Here is an 18,639-nt window from a genome sequence, read left to right on the forward strand (position 1 = left end):
AACCGTTTTCAGAAACCGTTGGAGAACCCACGATGTCCGATCTCGACCCGATGCTATTGAAATGTGAAATCGACCGCCTGACTGCCACACGCCATATGGGGCATGTGGCCAGCGTCGCGCGCGGGTTTATAGAAGTTGAAGGCATCGCAGCACATGCGCGGATCGGGGATCATGTGACCTTACGCCGACGCAATGGGCCGGATCTGGCAGGCGAGATATTGCATGTCGAATCGGATCTGATTCACATGCTGCCCGCCACGGCACCGGACGGGGTCTGCCTTGGTGACAGAGTGATTCTGCAGCAAACGCCCGCCTTTGCGCCGGGTATGCACTGGTTGGGACGCGTGATTGACCCGTTCGGTCAGCCGCTGGACGGAAAACCGCTGCTGCAGGGCATCCAACCGCAGGACATCATGCGATCCCCACCAGCGGCAGTCGATCGCAAACCTCTGGGTGGCCGAATGGAAACTGGTCTTGCCATGCTGAACACCATGCTGCCCATCGTTCAGGGTCAGCGCATTGGACTGTTCGCCGGCTCTGGCGTGGGAAAGTCCACGCTGCTGGCGACTCTGGCGCGGTCGATGCAGGCGGATGCAGTTGTCGTCGCGCTGGTCGGTGAGCGTGGACGCGAAGTGAACGAGTTTGTCGAACACGCGTTGGGTGCCGAGGGGATGAAACGGTCAGTCGTCGTGGCCGCAACGTCTGATCAGTCCGCCCTGGCGCGCCGCCGATGTGCCTGGTCCGCGATGTCGGTAGCAGAGTATCTGCGCGACCGGGGGCTGAATGTCCTGTTCCTGGTCGATTCCGTCACCCGTTTTGCCGAAGCGCATCGCGAGATTGCTGTTGCTACAGGTGAACAACCGTCGCTTCGCGGGTTTCCACCTTCAGTGACCCCATTGATCGCGGGCCTTTGCGAGCGCGCGGGTCCGGGCACCGGCGAACAGAGCGACATCACCGCCGTATTTAGTGTTTTGGTCGCAGGATCGGACATGGATGAACCAATAGCCGATATCCTGCGCGGTGTACTGGACGGCCACATAGTCCTGAGCCGCGAGACTGCCGAGCGTGGCCGGTTTCCCGCGATCGACCTCAGCCGCTCTGTCTCGCGCAGCTTGCCCGGTGCGGCCACAGAGGAAGAAAACCTGTTGATATCCCAAACCCGCCGACTGGTTGGCAGCTATGAGCAATCCGAAGTTATGATCAGGGCCGGGCTTTACTCCGAGGGCACGGACCCACTTCTCGATCAGGCGGTGCGTGTTCATGATGACCTGGACGGCTTTTTTGCTAAACCCGAAACGGAAGACATCCAGAACAGCTTCAACCACCTGCAGCTGATCCTGCGTCGGGCAGGAACCGCTTTGGCGCAGTAGAGATATCGCGACAGTTTTAAACGTTAAGCCCGCCTTAAGACCTGCACTGCTACCTCGGAAGCGGGTGATACAAAGGTGGTGGAGATGGGTGCGCAATCCAATGCGGCGCCAATCATCATCAAGAAGAAACGTGTGTCCGGTGGCGAAGGTCACCACGGTGGCGCGTGGAAAGTCGCATATGCCGACTTTGTCACGGCCATGATGGCGTTCTTCATGTTGATGTGGCTGTTGAATGCAACGACGGAAAAACAACGCAAAGGACTGGCGGATTACTTTTCGCCAACAATCCCGGTGAATCCGGTGTCAGGTGGCGGTGATGGGGCCTTTGGCGGCAACAATATGTTCTCGGAAAAGACCATGGTGATGGATGGTTCGGGCGCCAGCCAGAAAAGCCCGACGGTTGCCCGGCAGGCACGCGGTTCGGTCGGCGTGAACGCAGAAGGTGGTAAAGAGACCGTCGAGGATTTTTCGACACTCGAAGCCGAGCTTCTGGGGCGCACGGGCGAAAGTCTGGTTTCGGACAAGGTCCGGAAACATATCGTCACACGCGTCACTGACGAAGGCTTGGTTGTCGAGCTGTTCGATACCGAGGATCAACCGCTGTTCGAATCGGGAACCGACAAGCCCACCGCCATGATGCGCGCGCTCGCCTTGCTGGTGGCGCGATCTTCGGACCTGGTGCAGAACTCCATTGCTGTCGAGGGACATGTGCGTGCCTCGCCGGTCGTTCTGGCGCAAAACTCGGCCTGGGATTTGTCGACGACCCGCGCTCAGGCCGTGCGCCAGATGTTGCAAGGCAAGGGTCTGGCTGCCGAAAGGCTGGATCGGGTCACGGGGCACGCAGACCGCGAGTTGACGGCCAAAAACCCGATGGCGGTTCGCAACAACAGGATCGAGATCATTTTTCTGCGCACGCCGTAGAATTCAAAAGGATAGAACGCATTTTACCTGTTAGCGTGCTGTTAAGGGCCAGTACGTTAGCTGTTGCATCACGTTTTGACGCAACAGAAGGGCGTGCCAATGACAATTTCCTCTTCGCTGAATGCCGGTGTGGCCGCTTTGAAGGCCAACGCGAACCGGCTGGCGACCATCTCTGACAATATCGCCAACTCGTCCACCTTTGGCTACAAACGGGTTGAGACCGACTTTCACTCGATGGTCACCTCCGGTCAGGGCGGAAGCTATTCGGCAGGTGGTGTCAGAACCACAAGTCAACGCATGATCGACCAGCGCGGATCGCTGGTCACAACGAACAATTCAACCGACCTGGCAGTGCGCGGCCGTGGCCTGCTACCCGTGCGGCCCAGCTCTCAGGTGGCGTCAAACTCGAATGAAATGCTTCTGACCACAACCGGCTCGTTTCGCACCAATGAGCAGGGTCATCTGGTAACGCAATCGGGGCTTGTTTTGTTGGGTTGGCCCGCTGGCCCGGACGGATCGATCCCTAATGTGCCAAGGGATACACCAGCTGCGCTGGAACCCGTCAAACTCAGCGTCAATCAATTGACCGGCTCGCCGACCACAAGCATGAACCTGCGCATGAACCTTCCGGCCACGGCGACGGATGCCGGCGCACCGGGTGACGCACAGCCTTTGTCGGTTGAATATTTTGACAACCTCGGAAAATCAGAATCCGTGAACATTGAACTGGTCCCGACTGTGCCCGGAACAGGATCCAGCAATGAATGGACCATGACGCTGCGCGATACCGCATCTGGCGGTGCGGTGATCGGAGAGTACCGCCTGACCTTCACCGACAGCCGAACCGCAGGCGGCACGCTGGCCAGCGTGACTACCATTTCAGGTGGTGCTTACGATCCGGCAAATGGCAGTTTTGTGGTAAACGTAGATGGTGGGCCGATGGAGATTAATATCGGTCAGATTGGCGACAAAGATGGGATTACCCAGCTGTCGGATACATTTGCCCCAGTATCAATCACGCGCGACGGTGCCCCGGTTGCGACGATGACCGGCGTAAAGGTGGACGAAAACGGTTACGTCTACGCGCAATACGACAGCGGTGTCAGCCGGCGCGTGTACCAGATTCCGCTTGTCGATGTTCCCAACCCGAATGGGCTAACGGCGCTGGATAATCAGACCTATGCCCCATCCCGCGACAGCGGAACGTTCTTCCTTTGGAACGCGGGCGATGGGCCAACGGGCGATCTGGTGTCCTTTGCGCGCGAAGAATCGACGACAGATGTTGCAACTGAACTGACATCAATGATCCAGACGCAGCGGGCATTTTCCTCAAGCGCCAAAGTGATCCAGACAGTCGACGAGATGCTGCAGGAAACGACGAATATCAAACGTTGATCTGGGGCATTCAGCTAGGGAAAGGACCTATCCAATGAACATGACGACAGCATTGAACAACGCGTTGGGCGGTCTGACCGCCGCAAGCCGCGGGGCCGCAGTTGTCTCGGGCAATATCGCCAACGCCCTGACACCGGGCTATGCGCGTCGCTCGCTGGAATTGGCGACAAGTCCGATCTCAGGCAACGGCGTGCGCACCGTCGGCGTGACGCGCCATCAGGACCCGGCCCTGATCGCCAACCGGCGCGATTCCGACGCAAAGCTTGCTGGTACAAGCGCAATTTCAGAGTTCTACACCCGCTTTGAAAAGGCCGTGGGTTCGGTTGATGACCCCAAATCCATTGCCTCTCGGTTGACCGAATTTGAGAACGACATGACAACGGCCGCCAGCTTGCCCGATTCCAAAGTGCGGCTGGATCAGGCGGCCCGCGCTGCCCGGGATTTGGCGGACAGCCTTAACGCGGCATCCGAAGGTTTGCGTCAGGCACGGTCGGACGCAGACAGGACCATCGGCAAGCAGGTCAACCGCCTGAGCCAGTCCTTGCAGGACATCGAAAACCTGAACAACAAGATCCCCAGCATCAAGAATTCTGGAGGCGATATCAATGCCTTGCTGGATCAGCGCCAGATATTGATTGATCAAGTGAACGAACTGATGCCGGTCAATGTCGTAGCGCGGGATAACGACCGTGTGTCGCTATATTCAGACGGCGGCCTGATCCTTTTAGAGGGGCAGGCAGCAGAATTCAGTTTTACGACTACCGGCGAAACCAAGCCGCACATGACAATTGCCAACAGCCTTTTGTCCGGTCTTGAAGTGAACGGGCAGCCTGTGCGCACCGGCGGCAATAGTGCGCAGCTTAGGGGCGGCGCGCTGGCGGCTCAGTTCGAGATTCGCGATGAACTGGCGGTTGAGGCTCAAGTACACTTGGACACCGCCGCCCAAGACCTGATCGAACGGTTCGAGACCGCCGGTCTTGATCCGACCGTCGCGGCAACTGATCCCGGCGTGTTCACCGATGATGGCAATCGCTACGACGCAACTGCGGCAATCGGATTGGCTTCGCGCATACGCTTGAACGTGACGGTGGACCCCGATGCTGGTGGTGACAGCTGGAAATTGCGGACGGGCCTCGGCGCCGCCACTCCAGGGGATCCGGGCGATGCAGCGCAGCTGAGGGCCTTTAGCGCGGTCCTGAACGATGCCCGTCCCGTTGCCGGGGCGGTATTTGGCACCGGCAACATGCGAGCTGCGGAAATTGCCGAGGCACTGCTGTCTAAGGCCGGGGCAAACGCCCATGCCGCCGAGGGGCGCATGACATTCGCCAAGCAATCACAACTAGAAATGGCCAAGATCGAAGCCGAACGCGGCGTGGATACTGACACCGAACTGCAAAATCTGATGCAGATCGAAAAGGCATATGCCGCGAATGCGCGGCTCATCTCGACCGTGGATGAGATGATGGACACTCTGCTGAGGTTATGACGATGAATTTGACATCCATAGGTGATCTGGCGCGCGGATTGACGCTGAGAACCCGGTCGACCGAGATCAAAAATCAGATCGAAACACTGTCCTACGAATTGTCATCCGGACGGGTTCAGGACTTGTCTGGCCATTTGGACGGTGATTACTCTCATCTGCTGGATCTGGATCGCAGCCTGTCCAGACTGGATGCGTTCAAAGTATCGACCGCCGAAGCCGGGTTGTTCACGGATGCGATGCAGCTGAGCCTGAACACAGTTGCCGGCGCTGTTGAGGGGATTACCGCCTCACTTCTGTCCTTTGGCACCTCAAATCAGGCGGTGACCCACGAAAACGCATCGGCTCAGGCCAGAAACGAACTGGACGCGATCGTATCTGCGTTGAACACCCGCGCCGGAGGGCGCAGCCTTTACTCAGGCACCGCAACGGATGTCTCTCCGCTTCCGTCCGCTGACACGCTGATCACCGCGCTAGAGGCCGAGTTGACGGGCGCAGCTACTGTCGCGGACATCCGGCAGAGGGCAGAGGATTGGTTCAACGATCCTACCGGTTTCGATGCGGTAATTTATCAGGGATCCGGCACAAAACTGGCCCCCATGCAGATATCCGAGAATGAAAGCGTTTCAATTCCTGTGACAGCGACCGACCCAGCCATCAAAGCCGCAATTCGCGACATTGCAGTCGCAGCCGTGGTCGCGGACAGCGGTCTGAATGTCCCGACGCAACAAAGAACGGCCCTGTTCAAACAATTGGGCGTCGATCTGGTCAACGCCAAGGATCAGTTGGTGGGGCTGCGCGCCGATGTCGGCGCGACCGAGGCTCGAATCGAACAGGCGCAAACGCGAAATAATGCGGCGCGGACCAGCCTGCAAAGCAGCCGAAGCAAATTGATCGCGGCGGATCCCTATGAAACCGCCACTCAGTTGCAAACCGTGCAGTTCCAACTGGAAAGCCTGTATTCGGTCACCGTTCGCAACGCGAACCTGTCGCTGGTGAATTTCCTGAGATGAGAGTTCTTGTTTTTCTTCTGATGTTGCTTCCTGGCCTGGCCTCCGCCGGCGCGATCCGACTGAAAGATCTGGTGGACTTCGACGGAGTCCGCGGAAACGATCTGGTCGGTTACGGTCTGGTTGTGGGGCTGAATGGAACCGGTGACGGGCTCAGGAATTCGCCCTTTACCGAAGAGATCATGTCCAACATTCTCGAAAGGTTGGGCGTCAACGTCAACGGCGAGGACTTCCGCCCCAAAAACGTGGCCGCTGTTCTAGTGACTGCAAGCCTGCCGCCTTTTTCGCGCGTTGGGGGGCAGATCGACGTGACGGTCTCTGCCATCGGAGATTCCAAAAGTCTACTGGGCGGTACGCTGATCATGACGCCATTGAACGCTGCTGACGGGCAGATTTACGCTGTTGCGCAAGGCACCGTTTTGGCAGGCGGCGTGTCGGCTGAGGGAGAGGCCGCCTCGGTTGTGCAGGGCGTTCCTACTGCCGGAGTGATCCCCTCCGGAGCAAGGGTGGAACGTGAAATCGATTTCGAACTTTCGGCGCTTACCCAGATGCGCCTTGCTTTGCGAGAGCCTGATTTTACTACGGCAGGCAGGATCGAGCTTGCCATCAATACCGAGTTCAACCGCGCGGTGGCCATCATGCGCGATTCCGGGACGGTTGAGCTGAACATCGCGGCAACGCAGGCAATTTCGACCGCCCACGCGCTTGGGCGGATCGAGAACATTCTGGTCGAACCCGAAACCAAGGCCCGCGTCGTGGTCGATCAGCGTTCGGGCACGATTGTGATGGGGCAGGAAGTGCGGATATCCCGCGTGGCGGTCTCGCAGGGCAACCTTACGCTAACAGTCGAAGAGGCGCCGATTGCGGTTCAACCCAACCCCTTCGCGCGCGGCGAAACCGTTGTGGTGCCCAGAACAATCGCGGGAATAGAAGAAGAGGAAGGCACCGGACTGGCTGAAATACCCGAAGCAGCAACCTTGTCCGAAGTTGTGGCAGGTCTGAATGCGCTTGGGGTGTCGCCCCGCGACATGATCGACATTTTGAAGACGATCAAAGCCGCCGGAGCGCTGCACGCCGAATTTATCGTACGCTGAGGAACTCAGGCCAACAGGTCACCGCCAAGGCTGAGGGAGGTGCCAAACGGCCCCACCAAAAACTATTTGGATTTCCAACTGTTCAGCCACTTTCGGAACCTGCTGCCCTGCTCTTCTATGGCGTCGCCAGCGGCATAAAGGCCATCTTCCATATTCTCGATCACGGGATCAACCCGCGCCTCGCGAAACCGGCGCCAGCGGACCCAAAGGGCCCAAACTATCGCGAAGAATAAGGTCAGGAAAATGATATTGAACCAGGGAATAATCCGAACGTCTTGGCTGTCTACTGACCAAATCTTCACTGCATTCGGGAAAATCGACAGGAACTCACTTCGCCAACCGTAGTGGCGAACAACCACCCAGCGAGGCGCTTCGTTTGTTGATTTCAAGTCTGCGGCTTCGGCCTGCAGGTTCGACGAGTTTAGTTTAAAATAGGGTGGCCAGCCCCAGCCCGTGTCTTCGTTCCGATACACCATGACCTTGCCGTTGGTCTTGCGGGTCTGAATGAAAAACACATCGCGGTTTGGCGTTGTCGCATCACTGCCGACGTCATGAACCGACCAGAAGATGCTGTTCTCACCGGGGTCGATCCGTTTCTCATAGGTATCCGAAATCCGAACCACATCGTGCTGCGGAAGGGTGTAATTCAACACCGCGGCAATTGTGCCCCAGAACAGGATGATGATAGCCCATTTGATGTAACGCATCAGCGAAACCCTCACATGAAATTCGTAACATAAATCAGGATTGCGATCAGGCCCAGCGGCACCACGTAAATCCCAAGGATCAGTTTGCGTCGAAACGATCCGTCGTACTTTTTTAGCCCTCGCTGGACAAATGCATCGCGGTCGCCGGTCAGACCCTTTTTCTCCCAATGGGCGATCAACTTATTGCGCCGTATCCAGCGGGAATAGATTGATACGCCCACATAAATGACCGTCAGAACGACCAGCAACGGGATCAAGAAACGCAGTGCGACGAACATTTAACTTCTCCCTACTGCGCCCCAGGGGCCGACGCGTGCGATGATGTCTTCGCTGATCCGGTCATTACCGCTCATATCCGGTTCGTGGCCGAATAGTGCGGCCCGAGCGCCAGCCTTATCCACCTGATACTCGCGCGCAAGGAAGTCGGCAACATAGGCTTTTTTGGCCTCGGGCCAAGTCGCATAGGTGCGGTAGAACAGTTCCTTATGGCAAATGAACACCTGACGCGGGTCCAACGGGGCCAGTTCCGCCAGCAGCATGTTCACCAGATCGCGGTTCGGTGTGTTGGTCGCCCGCAGCGTATAGAAATAGGCCGGGTGATCCGAGGTGATACGCGGCCACGGCCCGCCATCCTTTGCCCAGCGCAACAGCTGCGCCAATCCGTGATAGGCGTCGGGCAGACGATCCGAATGGTTTCGCGCCAGCCGTCGCATATCGCCACGGTCCAACCCTGTCAGGTCAACGCCTGCATCGGCTGCGGCATCCACGGTCAGGAAGTCCATTTTCTGCTGCAGGATTGCGGCGGAATTCACGCCGCGCGCCTCAATGATCGTTTCGACCAAGCCGTTTAGCCCGAGGAACTTGGCAATCTGGTTCCGCTGAGATGGGTCAAAAACGTATTTGATCGGCATATCGTCGGGTCTGTCGCCCATACAGATCACCGCCGGATGATCCAGATCGGGGAACAGGTAGAGCCCACCGAAGTGCGCCGTCCAGAAATTGCGCTGTTCAAAGGCGGTATGGCGCAGGCGGACGGGATTGCGGGTGACGTCGCCGGTTTCCTTGGCCGTTTCGATCATCTTGGCGATCAGCACATCGTCGAACCAGGCGTCCTCTTCGGTTTTGAACTGCTCGACCATGCCCGCCAGTTGTTGTGCCTTGCGCAGAGTGCCGCCTGCGGTGTCGGCCTCAATCTCGATCTTGCGCAGGTTCAGCAGATCGCGCGGTGTGGTGAGTTTGATGACCGAGTTCACCAGTTCTCCAGCCACCGCATCGGTGGCGGTCAGGGCAAACAGTTGCGCCTCGTTCATCTCGATGAATTCGCGCAGGATATCGCGCGAGGTCGAGAATTTGACGTTCAGCAGTGGCGCGCGTTTCTGCTCGGTCGTCAACAGAATGAACTGTCGGTTGACTCCGTTGGGGTTGAGGTAGAGCTCATCCTCCAACTCAATCCCCACCTCGGGTGAATAGCCCGAGATATCGATGTGGAAATCCGTCAGCGCCGTGGTCTTGCCCGCCAGATGCTGCAGCGCGCGGTTATACCGCTCGACCAGAGCCGGGCTGGAGATGTGGACGAGGTTGCCGAACATCAGGCCTTTTTTGATGAGGCGGATCATTGGCATCCTTTCTGTCCGGCGCTCTTTTCCTCAACGTTCCAGAGAAATTCTTCCTGTTGGGCCAGTCGGACAAATTGACCTTTAGAAAGCAATTCACCGCTACCAGAACTACGGCGACTGATTGAAAGCGTTGCCAGACAAAACAAGACACTCAAGACCAATATTGCCCAGAGACCAACAATTCCGGACATCACACCAACAAGAACAATGAATATGGAAAGTGCCCCCATGCTTAGAAAGTAGTCTAAGCTTTCTACACCTCCGGTCAAAACGATTGATATCACTATTGATATCGCTACTGGGACGAGGGGGACGACTGTGAAAAACAACGCCACAGTAATCAATACTGCGCGAAGCCTAAGTCGGTTTAGTTTTTCTGAACCTGTTTTTCCTGTACGCCAGCCAACAAGGCAGGACACCGCCATGCTGGAAATGGCGAACACAAAAAATCCCAGACCGTCGATCAACCCTTCCCCTCCAAATACCGCCGCTTGGCCTCTTCCATCCGGCCCATCTCGCGGACGGCGTTCTCGATGGCGACCTCGTCGCTCTTGTCGGCATAGCGGAACTCGCTATCGGCGTAGCGGTTGATCTCTTGCATCACCATCTCGACCGTGATCGGCTGGCGCAGGTCCTCGATCATCGCCTTCTTGGTGTCGTAGTCACGGAACAGGAACAGGTCGGGGTTTTCCATCCACTCGTCGGGCAGTTCGAAATCCATCGCGCGGACCTTGACCGCGTCGGTGATGTTCTTGATCGCGCGGCCGGTAAAGCGCTCATCCGCCTGCTGGATCGCCTTGAGGTAGGTGCCCATCTTGGCAATCGTATCCATCTGGCCGATATCGCCGGAGACCCGGTCATAGACCTGCAGCAGAGCCTCTTCGTGCGGGCGGGAATGACTTTCGAAACTGGCAGCGACAGCCTTTTTGATTTCCTGCGCGGCATAGGCCTCGTGTTCGCCCAGCGGGATGTCGTGATTGCGGCCCATCAGCAGGTGCAGGATATCGATGTAATCCTCGCGCGTCTGCGGCCCGTCCACCAGGAACCGCGCGCCCGCCCGTTGGCGCAAGGCGTCGTCCACATTCTCGGGGTAGTTCGAGAACATGCCAAAGGTGCAGTTGCCCCGAACGACGGTGTTGGCGCCCGCAAAACTCTCCATCAGCACGGCGGTGATTTCCAACTGCCCGGCCGAGGATTGCCGGTCACCGCGCTTACCCGCCAGTTGGTCGATATCGTCGATGGTGCCGAAGCCGATGACCGAGGGGTCGATGATCGTGTTGATAAAGGCCTTCGCGTTTTGACCGGATTTGCCCTGATAGCTGTCGATATTGTCGGTACTCAGGTTCTGATAGCGGAACGGATAACCCGCGTTCTGGCAATAATCGTTGATCAGCCCCGCCATCATCTGAATCAGAGTGGTCTTGCCGGTGCCCGGTTTGCCATCCCCCATAAAGGTAAAGATGAACCCGCCGAGTTCCGCGAACGGGTTCAGACGGCGGTCGAAGTCATAGGCCATGACCATCTTGGCCAGCTTCATCGCCTGATATTTGGCGATATGGTTGCCGACCACCTCGTTCGGTTTTTTGAACGTCATGGTCAGGGTGGTGGATTTGGCCTTGGAGGCCGGTTCGAACCCCCGGATTGTCAGGTCGTCGGCCTCGATATGCCAGGCGGCGTTCTGGAACGGGGCCAGATGGCCTGCTGACTGCGCGCGCAGCGCGGCCTTTTCCATCAGTTGCTCGGCATAAGCGCTGGTGGCGGCGATCAGATGGGCGTCATCGGGGGCATGTTTGGCGAGGGTCTGGTCCAGCTCCCACAGCGCGCCATGCAGGGCAAGTTGGCCATTATCGGTCAAAACCTCTTCGATCTCACTGATATCGGCGGTGGTTTCACCCAAATGCGAGGACATCAAGTACGCCAGCGCATTGCCGAACGTGTGCGAGGTGATCAGAGCCTCCGCCGTCAGCAGTTCCGAGAATTCGGTCTTGCGCGCGGCGGGCAAGTCCCCAGCGAGATTCGCGCGTTTCAGATCAGCCAGCGAGGTCTGTTCCGCATAGGCCTCACCCACAGCCAGAGCGATGGCAATGGCGCGGCGGATGGCCTGCTGCGTGGTCGCCTGAGGCGGCGAGACCAACACATCGCCATCGTCTGAGGCCTCAATTCGTTCGACCAGATGCACTCCGGCTGCGCGCACGGTTCGGCGTGTCACCAGCCCCGGCGTCGTGGAGCGAAACCGCCGCCCAGTTGAAACGCCCGGAGACAGTTCGGTCGCCACCTCAACCGCTTTGGCTATCCGTGGCGCGTGTTCAAACCCGTTCAGCAAGGCGGTCGCCGCTGGATAGTGTTTGCGAATGTCGTCTTCGCGTAATTCCATTTGATCTGACGTCAAACTCATTTGAAAATAGCCTTTGTTGTCTTCAATATCTCAGCACCTGCCCGCTCTTGCTAACCACGAATTTGCGCACATCACCGAACCCCGGCGGGTTGCGTTCAGCCAGCACCTGAAACGGGCGCTGGGGCAGGATGATCGACCGTTGGGTGCGCGTGGCCCCGGTTTCGGCCCCTTGCCCGCCGAATGGGTCCAGCGCGAAGACTTCGCGCTCGACTGTGGAAAACCATCCGGCGCGCTCTTCGATCACCTCTTCGCTTTCCAGCTCTTCGGTGGTCCAGGCCAGTGCCCAATCCTGACCTTGCGGTGCCTGTGCATCCTCAAGTACCTGCCGCAACGGGCCGGTTTGCTCGGTATAGGCCGAGGAATACATCGGTCCCACGTGGATGCGGCGCAGGTGTTTGGGGTGCAGGTCGTCGAAATCCTGATCGAAGCCTTTGGCAATGGTCACCAGTTTCAGACCGCCTAAGCTTTGCGCCATCAGATGCGCCTGCACCTCGGGCCATCGACGCTGATCCTTGGGCAAAGCCGTCTTGCCGCTATCCTCCAACTGCATCAAGTAGATGACCGGCAGGTTGATCTGGCTGTCATAAACCGCCCAGTGGATCATAAACTTGCGCCGCTCGCCCTCATTTCCGATCCAGTGGCATTCGGGATCATTGCGGGCCCAGAACAGCTGACCCTTTAACAATTCCTCGTAATAGAGCCTTTGAGACAGGGCGAATTGCAGCCTGGTCGGAATTTCCTGATCGCCAATGATCGTCCGGACCATGTCGGTTTTCAGGTCGTCTTCCGAGGGCATATTCGCCAGATGCACCTGCGCCTGCTGCGCGTCATTGGCCATGGTCAGCAATTCGGCCGCCACCGGAAACCCGCTGTCGCGCTTATCCATGGCGAGGCTGCCAAAGAACCGCCCCGTATCGCGCCCGACCAACAGGTATTTCATGGAAAGCGCGCGGAAGGTATAGAGCAGCCCCGAGAGGTAACGCGACACGATCCGCACCTCTTGCTTGCTGATCGCGCCTTCCGCCTCCATCGTTGCGGCCACGCGCAGGAGGTGGACGGTGATCACCTCGAATTTGCGGAAATAGCGGCGCGAGGCGAAAGTGTCGGTCAGGCCGACATGGTCTTGGGTGAGGTCAGTCATTTCCAACCACCCCAATCCAAATCGCGTTCCAGCCAAGCCTCCATCTGAGCAGCTTTAAGGCCAGCCCATGGAATCCAGTAACCGGCGAGGGATAATAACTTAGACCCGATCTCAACAACGAAGATCGAAGCTACAACCGCACCGACGACAGCAAGCCCTGTCCAAGCAAGCCATTGAATTTCCAAGATTGCTCCAAGGAATAAAACAACCATTGAAATCATGCCGACCAAAACCAGCCGAATGAATATCCGAAACCATCTTGGTTTGAATTTCGGATCAAGCTCTCTGATGCTTTTTATGCGAAGTGGTTGGTTTCGTTTCTGGTACAACGCTTACTTCATCCACCGTAAAGATTCTTATCATGCTTCTCGACAATCGACGCAAACCGGCGGGCAAAGCGTTCGTCTGCCTTGGCCTTTTTCTCCAGCACATCGCGGGCAAAGACCATGTGGTCCTCATGCGCTTCAAGCATGTCGGCCATCTTCTGGTTGGTCGCGGTGCCGATGGCGGCCATGGCGGTTTGCGCCTCCTGGTCGGTCTGCACGCCGATCTCGTTGATGCGGTGGGCCACGTCCTGCTGCTGCGCGGTTTTCAGCGATTTGGTCAGGGCGTCATACAGCACCACACGCTGCTGCGTGTCTGTCTGTAGCTTGTTGATCAGCACCATCTGCGTCGCCGCCTGGTTTTGCAGTGAATCGACCCAGGTCTTGCCCTTCTCGATATAGCGCTCGAGCGTCTGCGACTTGGCCAGCTTGACCTGCTCGTCCTGAACCTTGGCGTTGTATTGCTTGTTCAGCTCGGCCAGTTCAGTCTCCAACTGGGTCCGCGCGGCGGCATCCTGTTCGACACTGATCTTGTTTTCCAGAGTTATGATCGTCGGATCCATATCCTGAATCTCGGCCCGCAGCGCCTCCAACTCGGCCACCGTCGCCTCGCGGTCGTCCAGCGTACCGGTCAGGTTTTCCTCGACCTTCACCCGCTGTTCTTCCAACACGGATAACTGCCCTTGCAGCAATTGAACGATTACGTCGGATTTGGCGATCAGGTCCTGCAGCTTGTCGTCGATATTGGCGGTGCGCATGCGTTCCTGCCGCATCGACTCGGATTTTCCTTTCGAGAAGATGCCGACAAACGTCTCCCACCCGGACTTCGAGCGCATCTCATCGAAATCCTTGGAAAAGGCGCTGGTGACGTCGTCCAGACCCATGATCAACTCAGCGATATTGGCGTTCATCACCTCGGTATGGGCGTGCACATCCTCAAGTGTGGCGTTTTCGATGTCGATGTCGGCCTCGGCAGAGCCGATCTTAGAACGCGCGGCTTCAATCCGGGATGTCAGCCCTTCGATCTGAGACTGGCTTTCGCGCACTTTTTGCTGCGTTTCCTCAATCAACGCATCAAACTGCTGGTTCGACATCTGTCCTATTCCTTTTTTAATTATGCACCCAACAAGATAGGAGATGTTACGATCATTTACATCCCCTTGGGCAACCAATCCTGTGGAACTTTGGCAAACTCCGCCAAAAAAAGATAGGCGGGTTGACACTTTGGCCTCAGATCGCATGAATGCGCTCCGGTAGGCAAAAAACGTCACGTTTACCATACGAAAACTGGATTGATCTGACCCCACGGGTGGCCATAGACAATCCGGGAGGCACATGTTTGAGTGCTAACAAATTTTTATTGCCGGAGGCTGACCTATGCTGGACGCGACAACCGACCTGAAATCAATCCTGAAAAACCCCGATCTGCTTGTAACCAAAGCCTATATCGGCGGTCAGTGGGTCGACGGGGACAATGGCACCTTTGCCGTGACCAACCCGGCGCGCGGCGACGTCGTAGCCGAAGTCGCAGACCTGAGCCGCGCGCAAGTCGCCGGCGCGATCGCACAAGCTGAGGCCGCGCAAAAGGAATGGGCCAAGCTGACCGGCAAGGAACGCGCCGTGATTCTGCGTCGCTGGTACGACCTGATGATGGAAAACGCCGAAGATCTGGGCAAGATCCTGACCGCCGAGCAAGGCAAACCGCTGGCCGAGGCCGTTGGCGAGATCGGCTATGGCGCGTCGTTCATCGAGTTCTTCGGCGAAGAGGCCAAGCGCGTTTATGGCGAGACGATCCCCGGTCACCAGCGCGACAAGCGGATCATGGTGCTGAAACAGCCGATCGGTGTTGCGGCCTCGATCACGCCCTGGAACTTTCCCAATGCGATGATCACCCGCAAGGCAGCTCCAGCGCTGGCGGCTGGCTGCGCCTTTGTTGCGCGCCCAGCCAAGGAAACACCGCTGTCCGCATTGGTCATGGGCGTTCTGGCCGAACAGGCTGGCATTCCGGCTGGTGTGTTCAACGTATTGCCGTCCTCCAGCGCCAGCGAGATTGGGAAGGAATTCTGCGAAAACCCCGGCGTGCGCAAACTGACCTTCACCGGCTCGACCGAAGTAGGTCGCATCTTGCTGAAACAGGCGGCCGATCAGGTCATGAAATGCTCGATGGAGCTGGGCGGCAACGCTCCGTTCATCGTGTTTGACGACGCTGATCTGGATGCGGCTGTCGAAGGCGCGATGATGTGCAAGTTCCGCAACAACGGCCAAACCTGCGTCTGCGCCAACCGCATCTATGTGCAGGCGGGCGTGTACGATGAATTCGCGGCCAAACTGAAAGCCGCCGTCGAAGCGCTGAAAATCGGTGACGGTCTGGCCGATGGCACCACCACCGGTCCGCTGATCAACGAAGAAGCGGTCGCCAAGGTCGAGGAACACATCAAAGACGTTACCGACAAGGGCGGCGCGGTTCTGACCGGAGGTCTGCCGCATGATCTGGGCGGCACCTTCTTCCAGCCCACCATCGTGACCGGCGTGACGCAGGACATGATGGTCGCACAGGACGAAACCTTTGGCCCGCTCGCGCCCCTGTTCAAGTTCGAAGACGAAGATGACGTCATCGCAATGGCCAACGATACGATCTTTGGTCTGGCTTCATATTTCTACGCCAAGGACCTGAGCCGGGTGTACAAAGTGGCCGAGGCTCTGGAATACGGCATCGTCGGCGTGAACACCGGTATCATCTCGACCGAGCTCGGCCCGTTTGGCGGTGTCAAACAATCCGGCCTGGGCCGCGAAGGCAGCCATCACGGCATGGAAGATTATCTTGAAATGAAGTACGTCTGCCTGTCGGTCTGATCTGAAAAGGCCCCGGAGCACAGCGCCGGGGCCATTCGGTTTGTCACAAAACTGCAAACAAACCGTCACATCCCTGCAATGACCCGCGTTCATCCCCCTCTCATCCAAGTGAGAGAGGATACCACCCGATGTCATTGCGCTGTGTCTGCCTGACATCTGCCCTTGCCCTGACCGCCGGTCAGGCAGCGGCAGAAATGAATTTCAACCGAATTGCGTCTTTCCCCGTCGTCAAAAATATGGCCGAGGGGGCGGATACCACCCGCGAAACCTCGCCCGAGATCATCGCGGCGACTGCTGATGGCATGACGCTGGTCTATACGGACAGCCCGCTGGGTATGATTGGTATGGTCGATATCACCGACCCCGCGAACCCCGCGCCACTGGGTGCGATGGACGTGGGTGGTGAGCCGACATCCGTGGGGATTGTTGGCACGACGGCTTTTGTGGGCGTGAACACTTCGGAAAGCTATACTGTCCCTTCGGGCAAGCTGATCTCGGTCGATATTGCAGGCAAGGTGGAAACCGGTGCCTGTGACCTGGGTGGTCAGCCCGACAGTGTCGCGATTGCCCCGGATGGCAACTTTGTTTCCGTAGCCATCGAAAATGAGCGTGACGAAGACCTGGACGACGGGGTCCTCCCTCAGCTGCCTGCCGGAACACTGGCTCTGGTGCCGCTGAAAGACGGCGCATTGGATTGCGCGGGCATGAAGATGGCCTCGCTGACCGGTCTGGCCGACGTTGCCCCCACCGACCCCGAACCCGAGTTCGTGGACATCAATAGTCTGGGCGAAACTGTCGTCACCCTGCAGGAAAACAACCACATCGCGGTCGTGGACAAAGACGGCAAGGTGATCAGCCATTTCTCGGCCGGTAGCGTGGATCTGGAAGGCATCGACGCCACCGACGAACGCGGTGCGCTGATCTTCACCGAAAGCCAGCCGGGCCGTTTGCGTGAGCCTGATGCAGTGAAATGGATCGACGACAACCATTTCGCAACCGCCAACGAAGGTGACTACAAAGGCGGCTCGCGCGGCTGGACGATCTTCCACAAGGACGGCACCGTTGTTTACGAGAACGGCACCGAGTTTGAGAAGGCTATCATTCAGATCGGTCACTACCCGGACAAACGCTCGGACAGCAAAGGTGTTGAGCCTGAAAGTGTGACCGCAGCGACCTTCGGTGACACACCAATGATCTTTATAGGGGCCGAGCGCGCCTCGGTCGTGGGTGTCTATGACGCCACCGACCCGGCCAACCCCGTGCTGAAACAGCTGCTGCCCTCGGGTGTTGGCCCCGAAGGTTATGTTGCGATCCCGGAACGCAACCTGCTGATCTCGGCCAATGAAAAGGACCTGATTGAAGACGGTGGCCCGCGTGCACACGTGATGATCTACGAATATCAGGACGCCCCGGCCACCTATCCGCATCTGACCTCCGCAGGCACGGGTGAGCTGATCGGCTGGGGCGCGCTGTCCGGTCTGGTGGCAGCTGAGGACGGCATGATCTACGCGGTCAACGACAGCTTTTATGGCTTCCAGCCTTCGATCTTTAAGATCGACCCCAGCCAGCAGCCCGCCCGCATCGTGGACGTGATCCGCATTCACCGTCAGGACGGAAACCCGGCACAGAAACTGGATCTGGAGGGCATCACGCTGGACGGTAAAGGCGGGTTCTACGTCGCCTCCGAAGGGCGTACTGACCGTGTTATCCCGCATGCGATTTACCACGTGTCCGCTGATGGCCTGATCAAGGATCGCAAAGGCGAGATCGGCCTGCCGCCGGAACTGATGGCAGTCGAAAAGCGTTTTGGCTTTGAGGGCATCACCAAGGTTGGCGACACCCTGTGGATGGCCGTTCAGCGCGAATGGAAGGACGACCCCAAGAACCACGTGAAACTGGTCGCGTACAATCTGGACACCAAGGAATGGGGTGCAGTGCACTATCCCAAGGCTGACCCGGAAAAAGGCTGGGTTGGCCTGTCGGAAATCGTGGCATTTGGTGACCATGTCTATGTCATCGAGCGCGACAATCAACATGACCACCGCGCCGTGACCAAAAAGATCTACCGCATCCCGTTGTCGGAAATGACTCCGGCGCCGCTGGGCGGTCCCCTGCCCGTGGTCAGCAAGCAAGAGGTCCGCGACCTGCTGCCCGATCTGACCTCGACCGGCGGTTACGTTCTGGACAAGATCGAAGGTCTGGCCATCCTGCCCTCGGGCGAGGCGTTTGTGATGACCGACAATGACGGCGTCGACGATGCTTCGGGCGAGACGATGTTCTGGTCGATTGGATCGGTTACGGCTGGGAACTGAGCGCTATCTCGAATTATGT

Annotated in this window: 16 protein-coding genes; 8 read left to right on the plus strand and 8 right to left on the minus strand. The window is 57.9% G+C overall.

Annotated features, from left to right (window positions below; translation table 11 throughout):
- Nucleotides 1-32: 32 nt before the first annotated feature.
- The 6 genes from AC2FJE_RS20855 to AC2FJE_RS20880 all read left to right on the plus strand — a co-directional run bounded on the left by AC2FJE_RS20855 (nucleotide 33) and on the right by AC2FJE_RS20880 (nucleotide 7,273).
- On the plus strand, nucleotides 33-1,370 hold the full coding sequence (locus tag AC2FJE_RS20855; protein ID WP_496757976.1) for a FliI/YscN family ATPase: 1,338 nt from the start codon (nucleotides 33-35) through the stop codon (nucleotides 1,368-1,370).
- An 84-nt stretch (nucleotides 1,371-1,454) separates the two neighbouring features.
- On the plus strand, nucleotides 1,455-2,291 hold the full coding sequence (locus tag AC2FJE_RS20860; RefSeq protein ID WP_496757974.1) for a flagellar motor protein MotB: 837 nt from the start codon (nucleotides 1,455-1,457) through the stop codon (nucleotides 2,289-2,291).
- Between the two features lie 99 nt (nucleotides 2,292-2,390).
- A complete protein-coding gene (locus AC2FJE_RS20865) occupies nucleotides 2,391-3,686 on the plus strand; it encodes a flagellar hook protein FlgE (RefSeq protein WP_282120925.1) in 1,296 nt (431 codons plus the stop codon).
- Nucleotides 3,687-3,720: 34 nt separating this feature from the next.
- Nucleotides 3,721-5,172, plus strand: coding sequence for a flagellar hook-associated protein FlgK (gene flgK / locus AC2FJE_RS20870; RefSeq protein WP_496761431.1), 1,452 nt, complete (start codon nucleotides 3,721-3,723; stop codon nucleotides 5,170-5,172).
- A gap of 2 nt (nucleotides 5,173-5,174) precedes the next feature.
- Nucleotides 5,175-6,182 (plus strand): flagellin, encoded by a 1,008-nt coding sequence (locus AC2FJE_RS20875; RefSeq protein ID WP_282120927.1) that lies wholly within the window; start codon nucleotides 5,175-5,177, stop codon nucleotides 6,180-6,182.
- Entirely contained in the window at nucleotides 6,179-7,273 is a 1,095-nt protein-coding gene (locus tag AC2FJE_RS20880) for a flagellar basal body P-ring protein FlgI (protein ID WP_496757970.1), read from the plus strand. The genes AC2FJE_RS20875 and AC2FJE_RS20880 overlap by 4 nt, the downstream gene beginning before the upstream one ends.
- A 62-nt stretch (nucleotides 7,274-7,335) precedes the next feature.
- On the opposite strand, the gene AC2FJE_RS20885 is transcribed toward AC2FJE_RS20880, so the two are convergent.
- Genes AC2FJE_RS20885 through AC2FJE_RS20920 form a run of 8 tightly spaced genes read right to left on the minus strand, consistent with a single transcriptional unit; the run spans nucleotide 7,336 to nucleotide 14,549 of the window.
- Nucleotides 7,336-7,980 (minus strand): DUF1523 family protein, encoded by a 645-nt coding sequence (locus AC2FJE_RS20885; RefSeq protein ID WP_496699640.1) that lies wholly within the window; start codon nucleotides 7,978-7,980, stop codon nucleotides 7,336-7,338.
- 11 nt (nucleotides 7,981-7,991) lie between these two features.
- A complete protein-coding gene (locus tag AC2FJE_RS20890; RefSeq protein ID WP_109311285.1) occupies nucleotides 7,992-8,258 on the minus strand; it encodes a hypothetical protein in 267 nt (88 codons plus the stop codon).
- Complete coding sequence (locus AC2FJE_RS20895; protein WP_496761433.1) at nucleotides 8,259-9,596, minus strand: DUF6638 family protein; 1,338 nt, start codon at nucleotides 9,594-9,596, stop codon at nucleotides 8,259-8,261.
- Complete coding sequence (locus tag AC2FJE_RS20900) at nucleotides 9,593-10,063, minus strand: hypothetical protein (protein ID WP_282120931.1); 471 nt, start codon at nucleotides 10,061-10,063, stop codon at nucleotides 9,593-9,595. Before AC2FJE_RS20900 ends, AC2FJE_RS20895 begins: the two co-directional genes overlap by 4 nt.
- A complete protein-coding gene (locus AC2FJE_RS20905) occupies nucleotides 10,060-11,991 on the minus strand; it encodes an AAA family ATPase (protein WP_496761438.1) in 1,932 nt (643 codons plus the stop codon). The genes AC2FJE_RS20900 and AC2FJE_RS20905 overlap by 4 nt, the downstream gene beginning before the upstream one ends.
- A gap of 22 nt (nucleotides 11,992-12,013) precedes the next feature.
- Nucleotides 12,014-13,132, minus strand: a complete 1,119-nt coding sequence (locus AC2FJE_RS20910) for a hypothetical protein (RefSeq protein WP_496761439.1) — start codon at nucleotides 13,130-13,132, stop codon at nucleotides 12,014-12,016.
- Nucleotides 13,129-13,461: a hypothetical protein gene (locus AC2FJE_RS20915; RefSeq protein WP_472722401.1), complete on the minus strand. Its 333-nt coding sequence runs from the start codon at nucleotides 13,459-13,461 to the stop codon at nucleotides 13,129-13,131. The genes AC2FJE_RS20910 and AC2FJE_RS20915 overlap by 4 nt, the downstream gene beginning before the upstream one ends.
- 8 nt (nucleotides 13,462-13,469) lie before the next feature.
- Nucleotides 13,470-14,549 carry a coiled-coil domain-containing protein gene (locus tag AC2FJE_RS20920; RefSeq protein WP_472722402.1) on the minus strand — a complete coding sequence of 360 codons (1,080 nt, stop codon included), beginning with the start codon at nucleotides 14,547-14,549 and terminating at the stop codon, nucleotides 13,470-13,472.
- Between the two features lie 283 nt (nucleotides 14,550-14,832).
- Here AC2FJE_RS20920 and AC2FJE_RS20925 point away from each other — a divergent pair, with 283 nt between their 5' ends.
- The gene (locus AC2FJE_RS20925) at nucleotides 14,833-16,308 is read left to right on the plus strand and encodes an NAD-dependent succinate-semialdehyde dehydrogenase (RefSeq protein WP_058276539.1); all 1,476 of its coding nucleotides are present in this window, start codon (nucleotides 14,833-14,835) and stop codon (nucleotides 16,306-16,308) included.
- Between the two features lie 128 nt (nucleotides 16,309-16,436).
- Nucleotides 16,437-18,620 (plus strand): esterase-like activity of phytase family protein, encoded by a 2,184-nt coding sequence (locus AC2FJE_RS20930; RefSeq protein ID WP_496757952.1) that lies wholly within the window; start codon nucleotides 16,437-16,439, stop codon nucleotides 18,618-18,620.
- Nucleotides 18,621-18,639 lie beyond the last annotated feature (19 nt).

The organism is Ruegeria sp. CDSC002, assembly GCF_059610905.1.

Coding starts and splice junctions, on each gene's coding strand:
- AC2FJE_RS20855 (WP_496757976.1), top strand. CDS start 33: ATGTCCGATCTCGACCCGATGCTATTGAAATGTGAAATCGACCGCCTG.
- AC2FJE_RS20860 (WP_496757974.1), top strand. CDS start 1,455: ATGGGTGCGCAATCCAATGCGGCGCCAATCATCATCAAGAAGAAACGT.
- AC2FJE_RS20865 (WP_282120925.1), top strand. CDS start 2,391: ATGACAATTTCCTCTTCGCTGAATGCCGGTGTGGCCGCTTTGAAGGCC.
- flgK (WP_496761431.1), top strand. CDS start 3,721: ATGAACATGACGACAGCATTGAACAACGCGTTGGGCGGTCTGACCGCC.
- AC2FJE_RS20875 (WP_282120927.1), top strand. CDS start 5,175: ATGAATTTGACATCCATAGGTGATCTGGCGCGCGGATTGACGCTGAGA.
- AC2FJE_RS20880 (WP_496757970.1), top strand. CDS start 6,179: ATGAGAGTTCTTGTTTTTCTTCTGATGTTGCTTCCTGGCCTGGCCTCC.
- AC2FJE_RS20885 (WP_496699640.1), bottom strand. CDS start 7,980: ATGCGTTACATCAAATGGGCTATCATCATCCTGTTCTGGGGCACAATT.
- AC2FJE_RS20890 (WP_109311285.1), bottom strand. CDS start 8,258: ATGTTCGTCGCACTGCGTTTCTTGATCCCGTTGCTGGTCGTTCTGACG.
- AC2FJE_RS20895 (WP_496761433.1), bottom strand. CDS start 9,596: ATGATCCGCCTCATCAAAAAAGGCCTGATGTTCGGCAACCTCGTCCAC.
- AC2FJE_RS20905 (WP_496761438.1), bottom strand. CDS start 11,991: ATGAGTTTGACGTCAGATCAAATGGAATTACGCGAAGACGACATTCGC.
- AC2FJE_RS20910 (WP_496761439.1), bottom strand. CDS start 13,132: ATGACTGACCTCACCCAAGACCATGTCGGCCTGACCGACACTTTCGCC.
- AC2FJE_RS20920 (WP_472722402.1), bottom strand. CDS start 14,549: ATGTCGAACCAGCAGTTTGATGCGTTGATTGAGGAAACGCAGCAAAAA.
- AC2FJE_RS20925 (WP_058276539.1), top strand. CDS start 14,833: ATGCTGGACGCGACAACCGACCTGAAATCAATCCTGAAAAACCCCGAT.
- AC2FJE_RS20930 (WP_496757952.1), top strand. CDS start 16,437: ATGTCATTGCGCTGTGTCTGCCTGACATCTGCCCTTGCCCTGACCGCC.